General features: G+C 43.3%; 13 protein-coding genes. 2 read left to right on the forward strand and 11 right to left on the reverse strand.

Annotated features, from left to right (window positions below):
- Window positions 1–185 precede the first annotated feature (185 nt).
- Window positions 186–1,778 carry an ATP-binding cassette domain-containing protein gene (locus OH144_RS03405; RefSeq protein ID WP_266204889.1) on the forward strand — a complete coding sequence of 531 codons (1,593 nt, stop codon included), beginning with the start codon at window positions 186–188 and terminating at the stop codon, window positions 1,776–1,778.
- A gap of 187 nt (window positions 1,779–1,965) precedes the next feature.
- Here OH144_RS03405 and OH144_RS03410 read toward each other — a convergent pair whose 3' ends face one another.
- Window positions 1,966–2,190: a hypothetical protein gene (locus OH144_RS03410; RefSeq protein WP_266204890.1), complete on the reverse strand. Its 225-nt coding sequence runs from the start codon at window positions 2,188–2,190 to the stop codon at window positions 1,966–1,968.
- 107 nt (window positions 2,191–2,297) lie between these two features.
- Window positions 2,298–3,689 carry an undecaprenyl-phosphate glucose phosphotransferase gene (locus OH144_RS03415; protein WP_266204891.1) on the reverse strand — a complete coding sequence of 464 codons (1,392 nt, stop codon included), beginning with the start codon at window positions 3,687–3,689 and terminating at the stop codon, window positions 2,298–2,300.
- Window positions 3,690–4,125: 436 nt separating this feature from the next.
- Between OH144_RS03415 and OH144_RS03420 the strand changes: the two genes are divergently transcribed.
- Window positions 4,126–5,784: a glucosamine inositolphosphorylceramide transferase family protein gene (locus OH144_RS03420; RefSeq protein ID WP_266204892.1), complete on the forward strand. Its 1,659-nt coding sequence runs from the start codon at window positions 4,126–4,128 to the stop codon at window positions 5,782–5,784.
- A 35-nt stretch (window positions 5,785–5,819) separates the two neighbouring features.
- Here OH144_RS03420 and OH144_RS03425 read toward each other — a convergent pair whose 3' ends face one another.
- The 9 genes from OH144_RS03425 to OH144_RS03465 all read right to left on the reverse strand — a co-directional run bounded on the left by OH144_RS03425 (window position 5,820) and on the right by OH144_RS03465 (window position 20,237).
- Window positions 5,820–9,422, reverse strand: coding sequence for a LamG-like jellyroll fold domain-containing protein (locus OH144_RS03425; RefSeq protein WP_266204893.1), 3,603 nt, complete (start codon window positions 9,420–9,422; stop codon window positions 5,820–5,822).
- 320 nt (window positions 9,423–9,742) lie between these two features.
- The gene (locus tag OH144_RS03430) at window positions 9,743–10,885 is read right to left on the reverse strand and encodes a DUF1972 domain-containing protein (RefSeq protein ID WP_266204894.1); all 1,143 of its coding nucleotides are present in this window, start codon (window positions 10,883–10,885) and stop codon (window positions 9,743–9,745) included.
- Window positions 10,886–10,891: 6 nt separating this feature from the next.
- The gene (locus tag OH144_RS03435; RefSeq protein ID WP_266204895.1) at window positions 10,892–11,932 is read right to left on the reverse strand and encodes an NAD-dependent epimerase/dehydratase family protein; all 1,041 of its coding nucleotides are present in this window, start codon (window positions 11,930–11,932) and stop codon (window positions 10,892–10,894) included.
- A gap of 400 nt (window positions 11,933–12,332) precedes the next feature.
- Window positions 12,333–13,457 carry a glycosyltransferase family 4 protein gene (locus tag OH144_RS03440; RefSeq protein ID WP_266204896.1) on the reverse strand — a complete coding sequence of 375 codons (1,125 nt, stop codon included), beginning with the start codon at window positions 13,455–13,457 and terminating at the stop codon, window positions 12,333–12,335.
- A gap of 63 nt (window positions 13,458–13,520) precedes the next feature.
- Window positions 13,521–14,588, reverse strand: a complete 1,068-nt coding sequence (locus tag OH144_RS03445; RefSeq protein ID WP_266204897.1) for a glycoside hydrolase family 99-like domain-containing protein — start codon at window positions 14,586–14,588, stop codon at window positions 13,521–13,523.
- A 91-nt stretch (window positions 14,589–14,679) separates the two neighbouring features.
- Window positions 14,680–16,011, reverse strand: coding sequence for an O-antigen ligase family protein (locus OH144_RS03450; protein ID WP_266204898.1), 1,332 nt, complete (start codon window positions 16,009–16,011; stop codon window positions 14,680–14,682).
- Between the two features lie 48 nt (window positions 16,012–16,059).
- Window positions 16,060–17,595 carry an oligosaccharide flippase family protein gene (locus OH144_RS03455; protein ID WP_266204899.1) on the reverse strand — a complete coding sequence of 512 codons (1,536 nt, stop codon included), beginning with the start codon at window positions 17,593–17,595 and terminating at the stop codon, window positions 16,060–16,062.
- Between the two features lie 42 nt (window positions 17,596–17,637).
- On the reverse strand, window positions 17,638–19,362 hold the full coding sequence (locus tag OH144_RS03460; RefSeq protein ID WP_266204900.1) for a GNAT family N-acetyltransferase: 1,725 nt from the start codon (window positions 19,360–19,362) through the stop codon (window positions 17,638–17,640).
- Window positions 19,363–19,418: 56 nt separating this feature from the next.
- Window positions 19,419–20,237, reverse strand: coding sequence for a LicD family protein (locus OH144_RS03465; RefSeq protein WP_266204901.1), 819 nt, complete (start codon window positions 20,235–20,237; stop codon window positions 19,419–19,421).
- Between the last annotated feature and the right edge of the window lie 72 nt (window positions 20,238–20,309).

Raw genomic sequence — 20,309 nt, forward strand, 5'->3', positions numbered from 1 at the left:
GGATGAACGCCTGCTGCGGTAAGTCAAATGAATGTCAGGAAGTATAACAGCGATACTCCGGAAACGTAAGGCGCTGATTTTGCCTGATTAAAGAACAACTCTCCCTGATTTCCCGGGATTGGTTTAACCCAAGGCATTTAGGGAGGAGTTTCGGCCTGGGAGAGCACCATAGCCCATCATGAAACATGCTGCCTGTAAGACTCAGGGTGAACCGCAACTACGCCAGCAAAATCAAAATAACACACGCCATGCTCACATTACCTACTATTCTTAGCCTCGATAGCATTACTGTTCGCTATTTAAACCAGCAGCTTTTCCAAAACCTGAGCTTTACGGTTAACAAAGGCGAGCACTGGGCATTAACAGGGGAGGGGGCAACAGATTTGTTGCAAACCATTGCCGGGAAGTATAATGTAACACAGGGAAGCGTGCGGCATGTGTATTACGAGGAGTACCTGAAGGAGAATCCCCAGCAGAAGTTGCCCTTCACGCCTTCCGATCTGGTGGCAGAGGTTATGCAGAAGCACAACTTCCGAAACCTGTCATCTAACGCCACCGAGTTTTACTACCAGCAACGCTATCATGCCCGTGACTCTGAGGATGCTCCACAAGTTAAAACGTATCTATCGGAGATAAAGCCGGCCACCACTACTCCGGCTGTCTGGAACTATGACCAGGTTGTGCATACGTTCAGGCTGGGAAACCTGCTGGAGAAAGAGTTGATCAAGCTGTCGAATGGGGAAACCAAGCGGTTGCTTGTTGCTGCTGCGTTGCTGCGGAACCCCAGCCTGTTGCTCCTCGACTATCCGCTAACGGGGCTGGATGTGGAGTCCCGCGCTTCTTTCAGCGACGTCATTAACCAGATCATTGCCTCAGGTATAACGGTGATCATGACATCTTCCGCTACGGAGATACCGGAAGGAATAACGCATGTGGCGGTGCTGGAAGAAAGGCAAATCGCGGCGGCTGTACTGAAAGAAGCCTACTTGCCCCTGCAGGCAAGAAACTTTCCTGCAGTTACCATAACCAAGCAGGAGCTGCAGGAGCTGTTTTCTCCCGATCCGTCCGTACAATGCGGTATAGTGGTGCAGCTGACAGACGTGTCGATCAAGTATGGCGATAAGCTGGTGCTGGATAGTATAAACTGGCGGATAAGGCAAGGCGACCGCTGGGCACTGCTGGGGCATAACGGTGCTGGTAAGTCTACGTTGCTTAGCCTCATTACGGGCGATAACCCGCAGGCCTACGCTAAGAAAATCATACTCTTCGGCCGCCAAAGGGGTAGCGGCGAGAGCATCTGGGACATTAAAAAAAGAATTGGGTTTGTGTCTCCGGAGCTGTACCAGTACTTCCCTGACAACTGTACGTGCCTGGAGGTGGTGGAGTCTGGCTTCTATGATACCCTTGGCCTCGTTCGCCCGGGCGAGGCTGCTAATGGCGAAAAAGCCCGACGCTGGATGAAACTTCTGGGCATGGAGCAGGAATCAGACAAGCTCCTGAAACATGTTCCTGTGAGTGTGCAGCGGGTGTGCCTGCTGGCCAGGGCCCTTGTCAAGAATCCGCCGCTGCTGATTTTGGATGAGCCTTGCCAGGGGATGGATCAGCACCAGAAGTTATACTTTAAACAGCTGCTGGATACTATCTGCACGCACAGCAGCACAACACTGGTGTACGTTACCCACTACCAGGAAGAAATCCCTGAATCGGTGGATAAGGTGCTGCAGCTAAAAGAAGGGAAGGTAATAAGCAAGGGAGTTGTGGAACCTGTGGAGGGGTGAGTTCAGAAGGAGTAAGGTGTCATTTTGCGCACGACCTATTCGGTGTTTGCACAGGGAGATTTTAAGAGAACCTCTAGCGCTGTTTGAGATAATACATCATCCTTTTTCAAAACCTGAAGTATAAAGCTGATAAAACAACAAAGGCGGCACCCTGTTTCAGGAGCCGCCTTTGTTTATACTTGCATTTTTACGAACTGCACGACAGCATGGAGCATCCGGCCTTCTGCGTGGCCCACCCCGGCCTTGTCTCAAAGAATTCGTCATACTTATCGGAGTACGGCTCCCGAAGCGCTTGCTGCAATTTTTCGAACAGCGCCGTTTCGCCTTTCTCCAGCTCCTCTATGGCTTGGTGCAGCAGGTAGTTGCGAAGGATGAAGCGCGGGTTGGTTTCCCAGGGCGAGAGAAGCAGCATTGGGAACCACTGTCAGGTGCTTCGCTATGGGAATCAGGGGAGAGAAGGTGTCCTAAGCAATTAGTAGTCAGAAAAGAATGCCACTAGTACAGGTGCTGAGTGGGGGGCTAAAATGCTTTTTCATCTCCTTTGAGCACTTGCCATACTGTTAGCAGTACTATCTTAAGATCCAGGAACATTGACCAATTCTCCAGGTACCACAGGTCAGCCTGCACGCGGTTTATCATAGCGCTGGTTTCTTTTGTTTCGCCTCTGTGGCCCATGATTTGAGCCCAACCTGTTATACCAGGTGTCAGTAAATGGCGAACCATGTAGCTGTTGATGAGCTGTGAATAGTCTTGTGTATGCTTAATCATGTGAGGGCGAGGACCAACCACTGACATGTCTCCCAGTAGCACGTTAAAGAACTGGGGCAACTCATCTATACTTGTTTGTCTTATAAATCTTCCGACCCTGGTTATTCTCATGTCATCTTTACTTGCCTGCAGGTCGTCACATTGGTTGTTTTGAGCCATACTCCTGAACTTAAGGCAGTAAAATGGCTTATTATTTTTACCTGAGCGCAATTGTCTGAAGAATATAGGTCCGCTGGAATCTAGTTTTATAATAATGCCCAGTAGAGGAATCAGCCAGCTTAACAGAAAGGTAATTACGAGAGAGGAGAAAAGAATATCAAAAACTCTTTTTACTACTTCGTTAGCCTTATTATTTAGCGGTTCCTGCCGAGGTATGAGTACAGGCATAAAGCCGTAGAGTTCAACCATAAAGTTTCTGTCAATCGTACCTTTTACATCCGGCACCAGCCTAAACCGGATCATATGGTTATCAGCTTCCTGTAGGAGCCTGTTTATGGTTTCACTATCACTTGTAGGCAGAGCGCAATATATTTCCTGGACATCATGCGCACAGGCATAATCGATACAATCCTGTATGTGCCCTAGGTATTTTACATCAGGGGAAAGCTGAGGCGTATCTTCGCCGAAGATGCCGAGAACGTTATACCCTAACTGTGTATTCGTGCTTATGTATTTGTACAAGCCAGTGCCTACAGTACTTGTGCCCACTATTACTACATTTGTGTACTGTATCCAGAACTGTCGCCTGTATTTTCTTAGTAAGAGAAATGCCGTTCTCCATAGCAGTAGCAGCAAAGAAAAGAATACTGCCATAAATGCTAAGGAGAGGAAGGAAATGTTCAGGTCTGGTAATATAATTTTGAGGTTTACCGAGAGGAGGATGTAAAGCCCCAAGCAGGCAATGTTAGCCGTCATCGTAGGGACAGCTTCGCGCTTCAAGATATTGTTGTAAAGATCGAAAATGTTGGAGCAGAAGAACCAGCATAAATTAGATATCAAGAGAATCAATCTGAAGTCATACAGACCCATTACCCCCAGGTTCGGGTTAAAAATGAGGAAGGATATAAATAGGATAATATTTAGTATTAAATAGTCTACTAAGATATTTATCCACTTGAAAAGCGTTGTGTATTTATGCTGCATAGTAAACCTTCTCTAGTAAACTATATATGTTAACCTAGTGTATACTGAAATATTAAATATAGACGATTCTGGAGTTTGTATTATTTACACATACAATACAGAAACACAGTTTGGGAGTTATATAAGCAGCTTGTTAAGCTGATGTTAACTTGTAAAAGTTAATGTAAATATAACATGATAATTTATACATCGTTTAAGGGAAAACGATCATAGTTTTCATCTTTCTTTAGGTAAAGAGATATAATGGAGAGTAAATGATCTTTTTAATGATACGAAGATTAAATTAACTTATTCTTATACTCGTTGATGTTCTAGCTAATGATGTGTTTCAGAGCGATTTATGATAAAATAAACATAATCTAGCTGCCATAGGCAAGTCTCAGGAGGCAAATCCACTGGTAGTCATAGGGGCTTCCCAGGTAACAAGAACTCTGAAATGAATTTTGAAAAGCTGAAAGTCGCCCTAATCTTAGACCAGGAGATAATTCCACTATGGCAGTACCAGTTGATTGAAACTTTAGTAAAATCAGCTTATGCTGAGATAAGCTTGGTGCTGATGCTCACCTCCCTTGCTACAAACAAAAGGTGCAGGAAAAGGGCGGCTGGAAAGAAGTATACTGCTGTAGTGAACCTCCATTTGCAAGTGGATAGAATGTTGTTTGGCAGCACTACAAATTTTGACCGACCATCGGACCTGAAGGAAGCACTTGGTCAAACTGATATACTAAGTGTATACCTGAAAGAAGAAAGTGCGGGGAGTGCTATTTCTAATTCAAAAATAGTTTCACAGATAAACTACTATGACCTGGATGTGATACTTCAACTGGCAGGAGACAAATTATCAGGTGAAATTCTTTCTGTTCCTAGGTATGGTGTGTGGGCTTACCAACATAAAGTAAACGACTGCCCGGTCGGTTATATGGAGGTAGTTAACCAGCAGGATACCCTCCGCACAGATCTACTGCTTTTTAGTCCCTTCTTTCCAAATGGCCAACTCATTTACCGCTCGTTCATGCTGCCAGACCACCTTTCTATCATCAATACACAGCACGCGGCTTACTGGAGAACTTCCCTTGCCATGCCCCGGATTTTGCAGGGCCTATTCAAGTATGGAGAAGGTTATCTACAGAATCTAGCGAAGAGGTTTGATACCAAGGATCCCAAAGGCAGATTGGAAGCTCTACCTAACCCTGTGCAAGCATTAACTAAAGCCGTCAGTCATTTTACCTATCTTCTGTACCGGGTGTGGAGAAAAATCATGTATAGGGACCACTGGTTCATCCTGTTTTCCACCCAAACTGAAGACCCACTGACAACCTCTCTCTCCAGGTATAAAAGGCTTGCCCAGCCCGCAGACAGGTTCTGGGCTGATCCATTCCTAGTAACTCATGCCGAAAAGCATTACCTCTTTGTTGAGGAGTTACTTAATAGGACGGGTAAAGGTCATATAACGGTTGTGGAGACAAATAGTAATGGGGAAGTGCTTCATTTTGAAAAAGTGCTTGAAAAGGAGTATCACTTGTCTTACCCTTTTCTTCTAAACCACAACAACACCTATTATATGATACCCGAAACAGGGGCAAATAGAACTGTGGAGCTTTACCGATGTACCGAGTTTCCTTATAAGTGGGAGTTTGTAATGAACCTGATGGAAAATGTTTTAACTGCTGACGTCACCCTGTTTTTCTACAATGGAAAGTGGTGGATGTTCTGTTGTGTCGATGGCACAGATCAGAACATTGGTATGCTGGATGAACTACACCTGTACTACTCAGAGGAACTCTTCTCTACGGAGTGGATAAGCCATCCTTGCAACCCGATTATTACAGACGTAAGCAGAGCCAGGCCAGCAGGCAGGATCTTCATGAAAGATAACAAAATATATCGCCCTTCACAGGATTGTTCGGGTATGTATGGCAAAGCTATCAATATAAACCAGGTAACGGCTCTGTCCGAAACAGAATATAATGAGCATCTTTTGACAAAAATTTTACCAGATAAGGGCAATGGTATACTAGGCACCCACACTTATAATTTCAGCGATAGCTTTACTGTATTGGATGGCTTTAGGTACCTGAGAAAAAGGTTCTTATAGACTGATAGGGAAGCACAACAAATGTGACTTATAAGTTAGTTACTTAATAATAGTTTAATTGATTTTGTGCCTTGATTAGTCTGCAATCTAATAATGTACATGCCAACAGATAGTGTCGCTCTATCAATAATTGTTTGGTACTGTTCACCGGCAATGGCTCTTCCCCTTTTTAATTCAGCTATCTGCATGCCTTTGCTATCATTTAACATAAGGACATAGTCTCCATCTTTAACAAGGCTAAACGTAATTGTTGCCTGAGTTTGATAGGGGTTTGGGAAAACAGCCAATTTACCTTGTACACCTTCCTCTGGTAATATGACAAAGGAAGCAGAGGAAGCGGAGGCTAACATGGAAGGGGAAACTGTAGTCAACTCCATAATTTGTGATGCACTTAAGGCCGTATTATAGACGCGTGCATCATCAATTGCCCCTTGGAATTTACTGCCCCCGTCACTCTGCGCTCCGATACCCAGAGCAAGGGCGTTGACGTTTATTGAAGATGGGGCAGAGAGAGTTTTATAGCTGTTTAGTTTCCCATTTATATATATGTTGATTACCGTGCCATCATAAGTGGCAGCAACGTGCATCCAGGTAGTACCATCCGTAGGGTACGATGCTACGGAGTTTTGCCGGTACATATCACCAGAAGAGGCCTGGTTAAACCTGAAGAATACCTTGCCAGCATTTGAAAGTGAAAGCTCATAGCCGTTGGTGCCGCTTTGGGTTGCCTTTTTCAGTAGGTACTGCGTGGCCACTTTCTCGGGCTTGATCCAGGCTGCTAATGTGATAGACCCGGTTATATCCAGCGAGGTATTATCTGGAACAGTTGCATATTGAGAAGATCCATTCAATTGCAAAGCCTGCCCTACGACTCCGCCAGTCCAGGTTGGGTTTCCAACCGTGGTGGCATGGTTTTTATACTCAGAGGCGTCTAAAAGTGTTGTGCCGCTTGCCTCTTCCATCTTCCAGTGGCCTACCAATGTATTGGTTGGGGCAGAACTGGTTTTAAAGCTCCAGGCACTAGACCAACTGCTGCTACCATCTGCATTGATACCTTTCACACGCCAGAAATAGCTTGTGTTAAAAGCTAAACCGGAGATGTCAACGGATGTATTGGTGGTTCCGTCATCAAATATTACGCTACTGAAATCAGCAACTGAGGATACCTGCACCTGATAAGAAGTTGCACCTGATGCACTATTCCAACCCAGAGTTGGAGCTGACTCAACTCCTGTTGCGCCGTTGGTAGGGGAAGCCAAAACAGGCACCGACGGTACCGATTCAATCGTTCCATCACTTGCCAGGACACCTACGGCTTCCGTACTGCTAGATGCAAGTATAACTACATCGGTATTGAAATTGGCCTTAGTACTGGTGGAGTTATCATAAGTGCCCCCCTTGATCAACGTGAGTTGAGTACTTAACAAAATATTGGAGGTTGAGGACTCTCTGTATAAAATATCTCCTCCATATTCCTGAGAAGAATATACTATTCTGAATTTACTGTTGGTTTCGTTCAGGATCACGATAGGGCGGGTACCGTTTGGAGATACCTCGTATAAAGGATCCCAGTTGCCGGATAGGCGGCGAACGAGCAGGATAAGCTTAGGATATCCGTTGATGTCGTAACTGGTCTTAACGGCGCAGTACAAGGTGCCGTCGCTTCCGACCGCCATGTTCATGTGGTCATCAGCCATGCCATTACCTACCTCTAAGGCCTCATTCGCAGCAGGCGCTTCATCTGCCGACCAGTCGGAAGGCGCTGCTCCGTCGCTGTGGGTTTTGAAACCAAACCGTTTGGTGTTCTGATTCGACCAAAGTACCCCAATTTTTTTTGATTTGGGTAGAGCGATAACGGCACATATGTCATCATCCTTTACACCGGTAGCGATGGTGACCGGTGCACTCCAGTTTGAATAAGGAGCGTCGCTCCAACGCACGTTCACGTCACTCACGCCAGCAGAAGCTACCCACATCCTGCCCTCGCTATCGATGTCGATGGTGGCCGTTTCAACGCCGGTGTCCAGGGAAAGACCTACAGTGGAAGTTCTTCGCGACCAGAGTTTGTACGTTCCCAGGGAAGGAACATACTCTACCGAGGCCATTTGCGATGAAGGGCCCTGATATAGCAGAATGTGTGCTATGTTATTGACTAGTTTACAGTCTGCTTTTGTGGTTGTACGGGAGGATAACTTGAGCACGTTCGTCCAGGATGTTCCATCGAGCCGCCAAAGATAAGTACCCGAAGAGTTGGGTAATACCGCCCAATGCTTTCCGTCATAGGTCCATACTTTGGATTGTGGCTTTTCGCCTGTACTGGTAGAAATGGGTACGGGATTCAGACGGACTAAAGAAGCAAAGCCTTTTGCCTGTGGAGGAGCTGGATCTGTTGGTTCTTCTCCGGTCAGATCCTGCTCAATGGTGTATGTCTGCCCCGCAGTATAGCCGCTGCTGATGGCATTTCCGGCTGTATCTGCAATGCCCGTTTCGTTGCTTTTCAGGTCAAGCCGAAGTACGCCATTGCCGCTCACCGAGTTTACAGTTACGTCATAGGTACTACCCGCTGTGCCAACAGCGGCTACTGCATCGGGTGAAAGTATGCCTGTTACACTGCCGGAAACTTCGGTGAGGTTAAAGTCGCCTCGGTCTACCCCAGTCACCGGTTCTGAGAAGGTGGTCCTAAATGTAATGTTGGTGGCCTCTGTGATTGACGTGGTGGGGGACTGTCGATTTATGCTAAGTACGGCAGGTGCCGTCTGATCTACAGGTGTCGCAGATGTGATAGTGACGCTTATACCTGTAGACGGGGTGGAGGCACCCGCCCCGTCGGTTGCCTTGGCTGAGAGTTGGTAGGTGCCCACACTTGTAGGGTTCCAGGAAATGCTGTAGGGGCTGGAGGCATCTTCCCCTACTTTGGTGTCGTTGGCGAAAAACTCAACCTTTGCCAAAGAACCTTCCGGATCGGAGGCACTTGCTGTGATTTGAACATCCTGCCCTAAAGTATAACTTGTATTATTTGTAGGACTCTCGATCTGTACTATGGGAGGCTGATTTGTCGGAGCAGTAACTCCTGTGGCTAACAGTTCCAGGTCAAAAGCAATATCAGAACTGGTCAGACTGGCCTGGTGAATCTCTACGGCAACGGTGTTAACTCCACTTCTAAAGGCGGAAGCCGTAATAGTAAAAGGGATCGGGGTAGCGCCGTCATCGCCACCGGAGGTTCCTGCTGCCAGCGTAGTGTAGGAAATCGTACCCGATGGCATGTTATTGCGGTATACTTCCACCCCATTTACATACACGATCACTCCGTCATCCCGGTTCACTTTGGCTTGGTAGGAAGAGAAAAGCGCAGCATCGGCAATGGTTATACTTTTCCGGAAATAGGTAGTGATGTATTTGCTGTTGGACTTGCCTCCGTAGCTGACTACCGTGGCGGCATCGCTTATGCCATAGCCGAGTTTGCCGTTGCCTGTTTTCCAAGTCGCATCATCAAAAGACACGTCTCGCCAGCTAGTGCCTTGGTTGGTACCGTTGTCGAGGTATTTCCAGGTAGATTTAAAGGGTATGACACTTGATTGTGCTGTTAATTTAAAGGAAATCAGCAGGACACAGGCTGCTAGGTAAATAAATTTGCTCATGTTGTTGTCAAATAAGGTGAGCAGAAATTAAAGATCTGTAACTGTATAAACCGTCCGGAGCCACATGCACACCTTACCACTTCCTTATAGTTCAGGTAGTAAAAAGCGAGTGATGTGTAATTGGAAAGTTACTTTGTCGGTATAGTATTCCAGCAGACGAAGAGGTAATGGATAACGGGAAGTATAAGAATATCACAAATTATACCTGTTTATACTTTAGCAGTTACTTGGCTAGTTGCTTTGAAGAATTTGCACCATAAGTAAGCGGGCCGCTATAACATGAAGAGCTATGCCTGGGCTGGAAGTATGGTAAGGACGGATTATGAAGTACGAATAAGCTCCTTTTCATTGACACCTTTCTTGAATGCACCAGCCATTACATCCTTAAAAAATTGTTCGTATTCGTCAGTTATTTTCGTCCAGGTATAATCTTCTAGTATTCTGTTGATTGCCTTCGTACTGAAGGTTGACCTCACGTAAGGGTTGTCTACAAGAAATTGCATCTTCTCGGCAAGATCCTCTGATGATCTTTGATACATAATTCCTGCATCTTTTATTACTTCAGCATTGAAAGGCACGTCTAATGCCAAAACTGTATTACCATATCCCAAGGCCTTTAACAGAGCTGGATTGGTGCCTCCAACTTCATTTCCATGGACGTAGGCATAACAGTGACAATGCAGCTCTTTGATGTGCCCTTCTTTGTATACAGGACCTAAAAAACGGATCCTTTTATCTGTTGTTTTTTCTAGGTTTTTAATAAAGCTGCTTTTGTAATTAGCACCACCCGCAATCACCAGTTGTTTGTCTGTCTTTACTTTTTCAAAAGCTTTTACCGTTAAATCAGCATTGTTTTCTGGCTCTAGTCGACTCGCAACAAAAAAGTAGCTGCCTGGTTCTAACCCATATTCTTGTAGTATCTCAGGCCTTGTAGACTGTTCTATCTGGGCACCATAAGCGATAAATGTAGAATCTGTTTTATACCTTTCAAGATAGTAGTCTCTGATACCCATTGAGTCTGAAATTACCCTGTCTGAAAAAATAGTAGACAGCCTTTCCGCAAACTGATAATAATTACGACCAAACCAACCCCATTTTTTTCGCCTCCACTCCAGCCCATCAACATTAATTACTACCCTTTTCCCTAAGAGCCAAGGTATGATGCAAATGGGACTGTTGGCGGTATTCATTACATAGATAATATCTACTTTCTGGGCTAATACATGAAACATTGAAAGCAATGTATTTGAAAATGTCTCAGTGACTTTCCCTTTCAATCTCGGGATGTGATAAATTCTGACGCCTTTGTAATAATTTTCCTGATCATTGTAGTTTCCCTTTCTACCATATACCAAAACTTCATGGCCTCTTCTGGCTAATTCCACACTTATTTCCTCAGCACAGGTCTCAAATCCTCCGTAATTGGCTGGGACACCTCTGGTACCTAATATTGCTATTTTCATAATTTTCTACTTTAAAATGTTGTTATCTGAGGAAACAATGTTAGCAGGTTCCTGATCACTAACCCATACCGATGGAAGCTTTTCCAAAATTTCGATTTCATGAAAGGGTTTGGTTTTACGAGCTCCATGTTGATTTACCCAATCAGCCATTCGAGCCACCCCTTCCCTTAATGTTGTATAGTTTGTAATGTGGAAGACTTCTTTAGCTTTGGTATGGTCTGAATAGGCATGGAGCACTTCGTTTCGGGGAGGTAGATGCTCTATCGCTACTTCCTTTCCCATTATCTCCATGATGGTAGTAGCTAGCTCATTGACTGAATAGTCCTGATCGGCACCGATGTTAAAAGTCTGACCGTACGCTTCTGGAACGTTAACCGAATTGGCTATGTAAGGAGCTACATCCCCTATGTAACTAAAAGCACGGGTTTGAGATCCATCTCCAAAAACTGTCAGAGGTTTGTTCTGAAGTATCTGGTTCATGAAAATGCCCAGAACGTTTCGATAGCGATCCGCAATGTTCTGATACTCTCCATAAACATTGTGTGGCCTGAAGATAATGTAGTCCAGACCAAACATGCTGTGTGCAGATTTTAAGTCCTGTTCCACTGCAAATTTTGATATACCATAGGGATCCTCTGGTGCAGGTACCATGTCTTCACTCATCGGGAGCTGTCCGGCACCATAAACAGCTATAGAAGATGTAAAAACAAAGCATTTAACCTTTGCTTTAATGGATTCATTGATCAGGTTGATGCTACCAATGAGGTTATTAGTATAGTTGAACCTCCTGATAAAATGACTCAATCCTTCAGCGGCATAGGCTGCCAAGTGATAAACATAATCAATCCGGTTATCAGCAAAAATCTTTTGGACCAGCTCATGATCGGTTATAGATCCAAGTATAAATTCAGCCTTGGGGTTGATGTTGTCTTCATAGCCACCACTTAAATCATCAACAACAATTACCCGATGACCAAGGCCGATTAATTCATTTGTTACGTGGCCGCCAATAAAGCCAGCGCCACCAGTTACTAAGGAAGTTACCATAGGATGTTTGTTTTAATTATGATTGATATGTTAGGATCAAGGTAGTACTTGGCAAGAGGCAGGCTGCCAGCTTTGATGATAGTAAAGGCATTGATTTTGATGACAGTATTTTTCCGGATGGCCAGGAAAGCTATGACGGAGAACAGTGGGTTAAATAATCCGACCCTGTTGCCCTAGAAAGATAATAGCTGGATAACATTCCACTCATAGTTGTGCAGGCTTAAAAAGGGATACAGGTCTTCAATGGCATCCAACTTTCCCAGCATTGTAGGAGCAGCGTATAGCTGCAACGACTGTAGGCTCCAGTTCTGGCTCATTGAAACTAGAAGGACGTAATCAAGTTTAGCAACTTGCAGGCTGCTGGTAGCCCAAGGCGATCGAGTGTTTCTGTGATCGCTTGCTAATAAGTAACTGTGATTTCCTGACCGGTTCGAATGTTAGCACTATTCAATACATGCTCATAGGCACGCAGGGTTTGTCTGGCTGTTTTCTCCCAGGTATAATGCTGCAGAACGTGTGCCTGTAATTGACTGTTACGAGGTGCTTCTAACGCCCTTATAACAGCCCTTTTTATAGATCCTACATCGTCGGGTTCGCAGTAGAATGCCATGTTCCCAAAATATTCTTTGGTGTCGCCCTTTTCTGTGATCACGACATTGCATCCCATTGCAGCAGCTTCCAGGGAGCTTAAGCCGGTCGTTTCGAACCAACTGGGTAACGCATGAACCTTTGCGGCCTTGTAGATACTTGCCAGTTTTGTATGATCAATATGTTCAATGAATTGGATGTTAGATGCTGTGGCCCCCAATCTTCTGCATTCATTATAGTAGGCTTGCTGATTTAAAGCAGGCTTCCCAATTATTACAAGTGGGATAGCAGTATCTAGCAGGGCCTTTATCAAATTCAACTGATTCTTCAAACCCTCAATTCTGCCGACACATAGGACATGGTTATCATAAGCTAAATTTCTTTTAACTGAAGCGCTGAAAACCTGATGATCTATTGCATTGACTACTTTTAGATAGGGAGGCCTCAGAGTAGTACAATTACTTAAGCGCCTGTACTCGCTATGGGAATTGGGCAGAAGTAATTCGGAGCGCCTAAGAATGTACTCAATAGATTTATTTTGTCCATGCAGTAAAAAGTATAAGGATTTAATCTTATCTCCCTTAACAAAATACCTGGCAACAGCTTTCAGATATTCAATTTGCCCTTTGGATAAAAGTCGGAAAAGCAATCCCGATAGCCCTTTCCTTGCCTGTTTATCGAATTCCGAATAATCGACAAAGATTGTAGAAATGACAAATGGCAAGCCACTGCTTAAATGGGGTAAAATATCATCTGGTCTGATCAGGTTGAAAAAGTGTATTAACCTGTACTTGGTGTAATCTATCGTCTCATCGGCTAAAGCAATGGCAACTTCTACACCCAAAAGCCTCAGATACTTCGCTGTCATCTCAATCTGGGTCGTATCTCCACCCGGAGATTTGTAAAGGGTGGATCGGGCGATCATCAGAATTGCCATAGAACTGATCTTTATTTGTTTTTCAGGTAATGGGACCTAATGCTCAAAGAGGCAAAAAACGAATTACTCCGTCAGCGCTTTTTTAACCCCATCCAACAAATTATCTTCTGAATTTTTAGAAGGTGTTAACCAAGCACCTTCTCCATATTCATTCCATGCATAAAGCAAGCCTATCGGATCTTTTGTTGTTTGTTCTTTATTCTCTTTTATCCATGCTGTCAATGATTTAGTTGACTTGTAGACAGAGTTAGATGAAAAACCTGTGTAATAACGCTTGGTGTGATATTCAGCAGAGTCAGCCCATGGGCGGGCATCCCAGTTAAGCGTTGAGGCAGGTACATAAGGAAGTTTACTCAATTGAGCAACTCTGTCCCAAATTCTCTTTTCTGATACAATTAAACTATCAATCGGAGTCTGGCGGCTTTCTCCTTCATTGAAACCAACACTGGGATAATTGTAAGCAGTTATGATATCAAAGCCACAGGCTTCAGCCTTAGCGATGCCTTTTGTAGAAGGAGAAGCGCACACAGCTATTACAACTCCTTTTAGACCCTCTTTCTGAGCTTTCTTTCGCAGCAAGTCAAAAGCTTCCTTTACATGTTCAGCACTATTAAACCTTTCGATTAGAGAGCTAACCTCGAAGAAAATTAGCAGGGGCTTTCCATCTACAGTCATGTACGAATCACCCTTGAAAAGCTTTATCCATTCTGTGGTCACTTTGTTCCAATCGTTGGGCCCTATTTCATTATGAGGATGGTTAGCAACCATCAGGCAATACTTTAAGCGCTCGCGGTTTGGTGAGTTCAGGTATACTTTAATAATGGGGTTGGATTCTTCCAGTGGCTTTCGCTTGTTGTAATACCAGCAAAAACTAAAAAAGGTCAAACCTGCATTGGCTGCTTCGTTTATTTGTGCATCCATAATTTCCTGAGTGTTAGTAACCCATCCCCAAATAGGCTCTCTTTCAGGAAAAGAATCAACAAGGTATTGGGTTATATGGGTACTGTCGGGCCTCCAACCATTAAAATAATAGGCTCCTAAGGCGACAGGTTGCTCAGTAGCCGTTTTATGGTTCTGAAATGACAATAGTACAATTATGATAACCAGTAAAAGAAATGACAATTTATACATTGGAGTTTCTATTTAATACATGGGTAAAGGAGATATCACTTCAGCGAAATACACTGGCAAAAGTGGAGTACCTGATGCAGGCCTAAGGAAGTTACCCTCTTACTGTAGAGTATACATGTTTCTTATGTGAACTTGTATGCAAGGAATTGATTGAGCCTGAAAGCTCCTTTCTCTTAATAATTCCTATAAACAGTCCCATGATAATGGATATATAGGCACTACCTTGACTAAAAAGTCCTGTCATAGTAAACGTATTTAGAATGAGTACAACACTTATCCCGGAAAGCATCTGGTAATAGTAGTAAAGTTCTACATCTTGATTAGCATGCTCATCAATTTTAGAGAAGCCAACTTTGTAAATAAAGACTAAGTAAAATAGTAAGCCTAAGATTCCGCTCTTCACTAGTAAGGCTACATATCCATTATGTATGATGGGTACCTTCTCATATTCTTTTCCCGCTAATCTCATTCTAAGTTCTAAATCAATTAATGCTCCGAAGCCATGACCAAAAAATTTCTTTAGGTCACTCGCCTTGTAAAACATCTTTAAACCTTGTGAGGCTTCATACCCTCTCCAGTTATCCCGAATATCAGCCAGGGGCGTGGCATAGTTATTTTTATCTTCCCAGAGTACTTCTTCAGGAGCCCTTTCAAATTTTTCAACCAAAGTGGTGACAAACCCCTGTGGTGGGAGTAAAGAAACGACAAAGCCAGAAGAGACAATGATGAGTGCTAAGAAGAGCACAGCATAGGGCAGACGTCTGTTTCTGCTCGAAATAAAGTACCGGATGTTAATTAGGTTGCTTAAGAAAAAAGTAAGTACGACAGATGTTAAGATCATTGTTCTGGAGAAGTACAGCAAAAAAGAAACAAGGATAACAGCAGCAAAAATCTTGTTAACCCCATAAAGAGAGGGAATCAGTTTTCGAAATTCCTTATTGAAAAGGCGGGCGAATAGAAAACTAACATAAATTGCTTCGCTCAGATTGGTCATGCCTGTTGCCTCCCGGTATTTCTGAAGAGACTCAAAGTGACCAAAGTTGGCTGCCACCAGCCCGAGGTGAAGGATAGAGGATAAAACCACTACCAAAGAAAAGTACTGGAAAAAGGTATCGGAGCTTTGGACATACTTGCTTAACAGCACACCACCAATTATATAGACGAGCACACCTGCAAACAGGAAAATATCCCGGTAAAAGTCTCTGTTCAATTCTTGCAGATTCATTAAACCCGCTAGAAAACCAATTCCTATTAAAAGTGTAACTGGCCAGAGGAGTCTGAACAATTGCCCATACACTGCTGCTTTATCTTGTGGCAACAGCAGAAGCAATACCCCACAGATTATCAGGAAATTAAGCTCCTTGCTTACAAAATAGTCAAGACCTGCCAGTAGCAATGCAAGCACCAGTAAACTTACCTTCATATCTGATGCACTTTTCGGAAAAAGGTGTGAAGAAGTAGTTAGGAATTGTTAACCCAGAAGCCCTTTTAGTCTCGGTTTATCCCCATACTTTAAGAAGAAGAAAAATGCTATCGGTATAGCTGCTAAAGCAAAACTTAGGGTAAACTTTGTTAATAGCCTCAGCAATAAATTATCAATTGTAATTGGCAGCAGGCTTACCGCATAAAAGGCCATAAAGGCAAGTACGATCAGTACCAAATTTTCAAGCTCGTATGGGAAGATGTTATAGTAATATTTTACTTCGATCACCTTTATTAGGTTGATCAAAGCCAGACTAAGACTAGACGCTGCGGCAACACCGAGCACTCCATAATATCTAAAGCCTATAAAGTTTAATACAATAGCTAACACGACGAATAATATGGAGTTTATTAAATCCACCTTCGCAAATTTGCCAATAACAAGTAGGCTCCCGTTAGGTCCTGTCAGAAACTGCAACAATTGCCCCCATATCAGCACCCTTAAAATAGGTGTGCCAGAGGTAAACTCTTTACCAAAAAATAATAGAATATCCTCGGTGAAAATGATGAGGAACATAATGAAGGGGAGGGCGATCAACAAGGAGTTTCTGGTAGTAATTTTAAATTCTTTTTCCAATTCGCTAATCCTACCTAAAAAGATATAATTTGAAATTTTTGGAAGGAACCGGTTATAAACTACTGTCGAAAAAGATATAAGAATAACCAAGGTTGAAACAAGTCCATAAACCCCTAACGTCTCTAAAGAAACATATTTACTAAGGATTATTTTGTCTAGCTGAAGTACGATGTAGTAGTTCAGACTAGTGAAAAAGAAGGTATAGTTTTCTCTGCTAATTATAATGTTTTCTTTCTTAATGGCTAAATACTGTTTTATTTTTTTCCAGTCTATGATGAAGACATACAGCAGTAAAGAGAAGAAATAAGCAACTACTACACCAGCGATAATGATATTATCTCCTACAATACTTCTTACATTGAAGTAAAGAAGTAAGACGGTGCAGAAGCAGATGACTTTGTATACAATTTCTGATCTTATAGAACTTAACTCGGCTCTTTGGGTTGCAATCTGTACTTTTCCAAACAGGGTGAAAGCAGTGGATAAAACGGTTCCTGTCGCAACCAGAAGCCAGGTAGTTCTGGATATTTCTTTCGAAAAAAAACTAGACGTTAATACTTGGTGCGGCACTAAAAAAGCAAACAAAAGAAAAATAACGCTATTCAATGCAACCATGTGCATTAATTTGTCGAGTGTTGCTTTGAAAGTGTTTTGTTTCTTCTGAAGATACAAATAGCTCAGTTCTTTAATGATCAGTCTGTCATATCCCAGGAATAAAAGTATAGAAAAGAAGTTAGTCCATGTGAGGAAAAGGACATAAAGACCGTACTCCCTCACCCCGATAACTCTTGTAAATACTAGCTGCATGATAAAACCTAAGACAAGTCCTGTAGCCTTAACCGAGGAAAGTTTTAGGTCCTTTGTCGTACTGTCACCAGCTAGACCGTTAATTTCATGCTCATCTTTATGTTTCACTTCAAGAAAAATAGGGCGTTTTCCTACAGGCATTATAGCTGTTCTGTAAGACGTTGGGTATGGGGTTATACATTGTTAAGAAACCCTTTCTATAAAGGCCTCTTTCTGAAGAGTTGAACAAAGAAACTTATCTGCAACATTAATCACGGCATATATTTCTCTATCAGATGAAATTAAATTTGAAACAGTAGCGAGAAAATCTTGGAGTTGGCTCCTGCCTTTGGGGTGGCAGTACACATTGTAGATTAGCTTCGATCCATCCGGAATTGCGTGTTTCAACTCAACAGCAGAACCCTTAGAGTTACGGGCCTGTTCTTTTACCCATACACAACAGAGTAAACAGGTGCCCTCTGTTAAAGTATAAGCATGTTGGCCCAGTTCAAATTTTCCCATTGCGTTAGTCAAGAACTCTCCGCGCAATAATTTAGAACTTGAATCATACTTTAACAGATCTTCCAGATCATCTATCTTTATATTTTCTTTGAGCTTGGCAACACTGCTTGCTCTGATTTTAAAGACTTTATACTTTAGGGAGATTCTGCTTTTCAACAGAAACTGACTTCCCCAAAGTGTGGCCTCAGAATCGTTGGGTTTAGTGTGCCGTACTGTTTCTGCAACTATCTTTATTTTCCGTATAGTTTGTCTTAATGTCTTAGGGCTAATGCCAATCCTTGAAAAGAGAGCATAGATCTTTGCCTTCTTCTTTACTACATTATCAAAGTATAGCTTCGTGCATCGGGCGGTCACCAAGGATTTCGCAGTACCGGTAATATGTAACTCAGAAGCCAGCAAGTTTTTTGTTGCCAACTCCTTTTTAAAAGCGTCTTCTCCTGGCGTAAGATCAAATGTAGAGCAGCCTTCGTGCATCAAACGCTTTGCCAAGAACAGGAAATGCAGCATGCCGGGGGAATAAGGCGCATAAGCGGGTGCGTAAGAGCTCACACCTTGCGAAATGATACAATTGTCAGCTTTTGTGGCAACCTTAGCCGCGATGATTTTCTCATTCAGCTTGATGATACTCACATGTAGGAAATCTTTCTCAAATAGTTTTAGTAAGAGCTCTTTTCGCTGTGGATCTTCCTGAAAAGGTGTGGTATTATAAATTGCTCCTTTTCTAAAATCTGATTGTATTATAATAAAGTCTATAATAGATCTAAACTGTTCGACAGTGGTGATCACTTCCAGCGTCAGTTCGCCCAGTTTTTTTAAGTGGTTGATTTTACTTTTTTGTTTTTTTAAACGTCTTGCAATCTTTTCGTTTTCAAGTTCCCATAGAGGTTGATTAAAAGCTCGTAAGACGCATATTCTCCTCCAAGGCGCCTCTTTACGTGCCCATTCCAGAGGTACATTGGGAGGTATAAATTTGAGTATTATGTCGCACGTTGGAAAGGCTTTTCTGACCTCACCCAGTGCTTCTTTTATAAACTTTACTCCCTCCGCAGCCTCAGCCAACCAGGTCTGGTATTCGGCTCGGTTTGCTCCCGCTCCAACGATAGTTCCTTTGTTACTTTTTGCCAGCAAGAGAAGGCCCGTTAGTTTATCGTTGGTGGAAGACTTAACAAGAATGGGTAAATACTCTTCTGTATAAAGCGAATACCAGGTTAGCACGAACGTTTTGCTCTGAAAAACAGTAGCCCAGGGACATGATTCATAGAGCTCGTTCCACGCGGCCTGGAAAGTAGGATCAGACAACAATTCCAATGCATCATGTCCTGCAAGCAATTCTATGAAACTACAGGGCACAGCAGCCTTTATAGCGACCTTTCTCTCCTCCATTTCTTCTTTCGCAATCCCAATCATCCGAACCGTTGCCAATTTAATTTCCGACTGAAGTATAAAACTGTTTTATAGTAGAGCTAAGCTTGTTTTGCTGCTTGCCAGTAGAGTATTTCTGTATGCCGACACGGTGTAAAAGGATTTGGCAGATCTGCTACGCTATGGTGTCCTTTCTGTTTTTCAAGAGGGGGGAGTTGCATGTAGTTTCCGTACTGCCTTTTCAGACACTTGTCCCATCCGGCAGGAATGGTGGCCTGCATGTCTTCGTATTTGACTTTGATCAGTTTGCGGAGCTCTTCTTCTTCGATATAATTTGCTCCAAATTTCCACATCCCCGGTTTTTGCAGGTAGCTGCTGGCATATACCAAAGGGAGGGGCACGTGTTTGTTAATCCACTTCAACGCTTTTGCCCTTTTGGCATCGCTGCCTAACAGGCCGAGGAGCATGTTTTGTAAAATGATGAAGTAGTTGTGCGGCAGGAACGCCCGGTCGTAAACGAAGATATCAACCTGCAGCCCTTCATGCCATTGGTCGTTGTTGAGGGTATAGTTACTGTACTTGTCCCTTAAACGTGCCTCGACCTGCTCACTATAAGGGTAATTTCGATCCGTTTCACTGTTTTGAAAAAAGATATCCTGTGGAAGTGCCGGTACGACCAATTCTACAAATTTTTCATAATTCTCCCGGGTCATGCCCACGTCCAGATCATCGTCCCAGGGAATAAAGCCCTGATGGCGAATAGCACCTAATAAAGAACCACCTACTAAGAAATACTGTATATGGTGCTTGTTACACAGATGGTCCATAATCTGGAGCATGCGCAGCATCACCAGCTGGCACTGCTTTATCAGTGTCTCACCTTCTTCTCTCTTATCCGGAAATAGCTCATTCAGGCTCATATAAATTAAGGATACTTAAAAGTTCTTCTATCCATGAACTTCTAGGCTCCACGCTATCGTGGATTAAAAGTC

Source organism: Pontibacter kalidii, from assembly GCF_026278245.1.
GTDB lineage: Bacteria > Bacteroidota > Bacteroidia > Cytophagales > Hymenobacteraceae > Pontibacter > Pontibacter kalidii.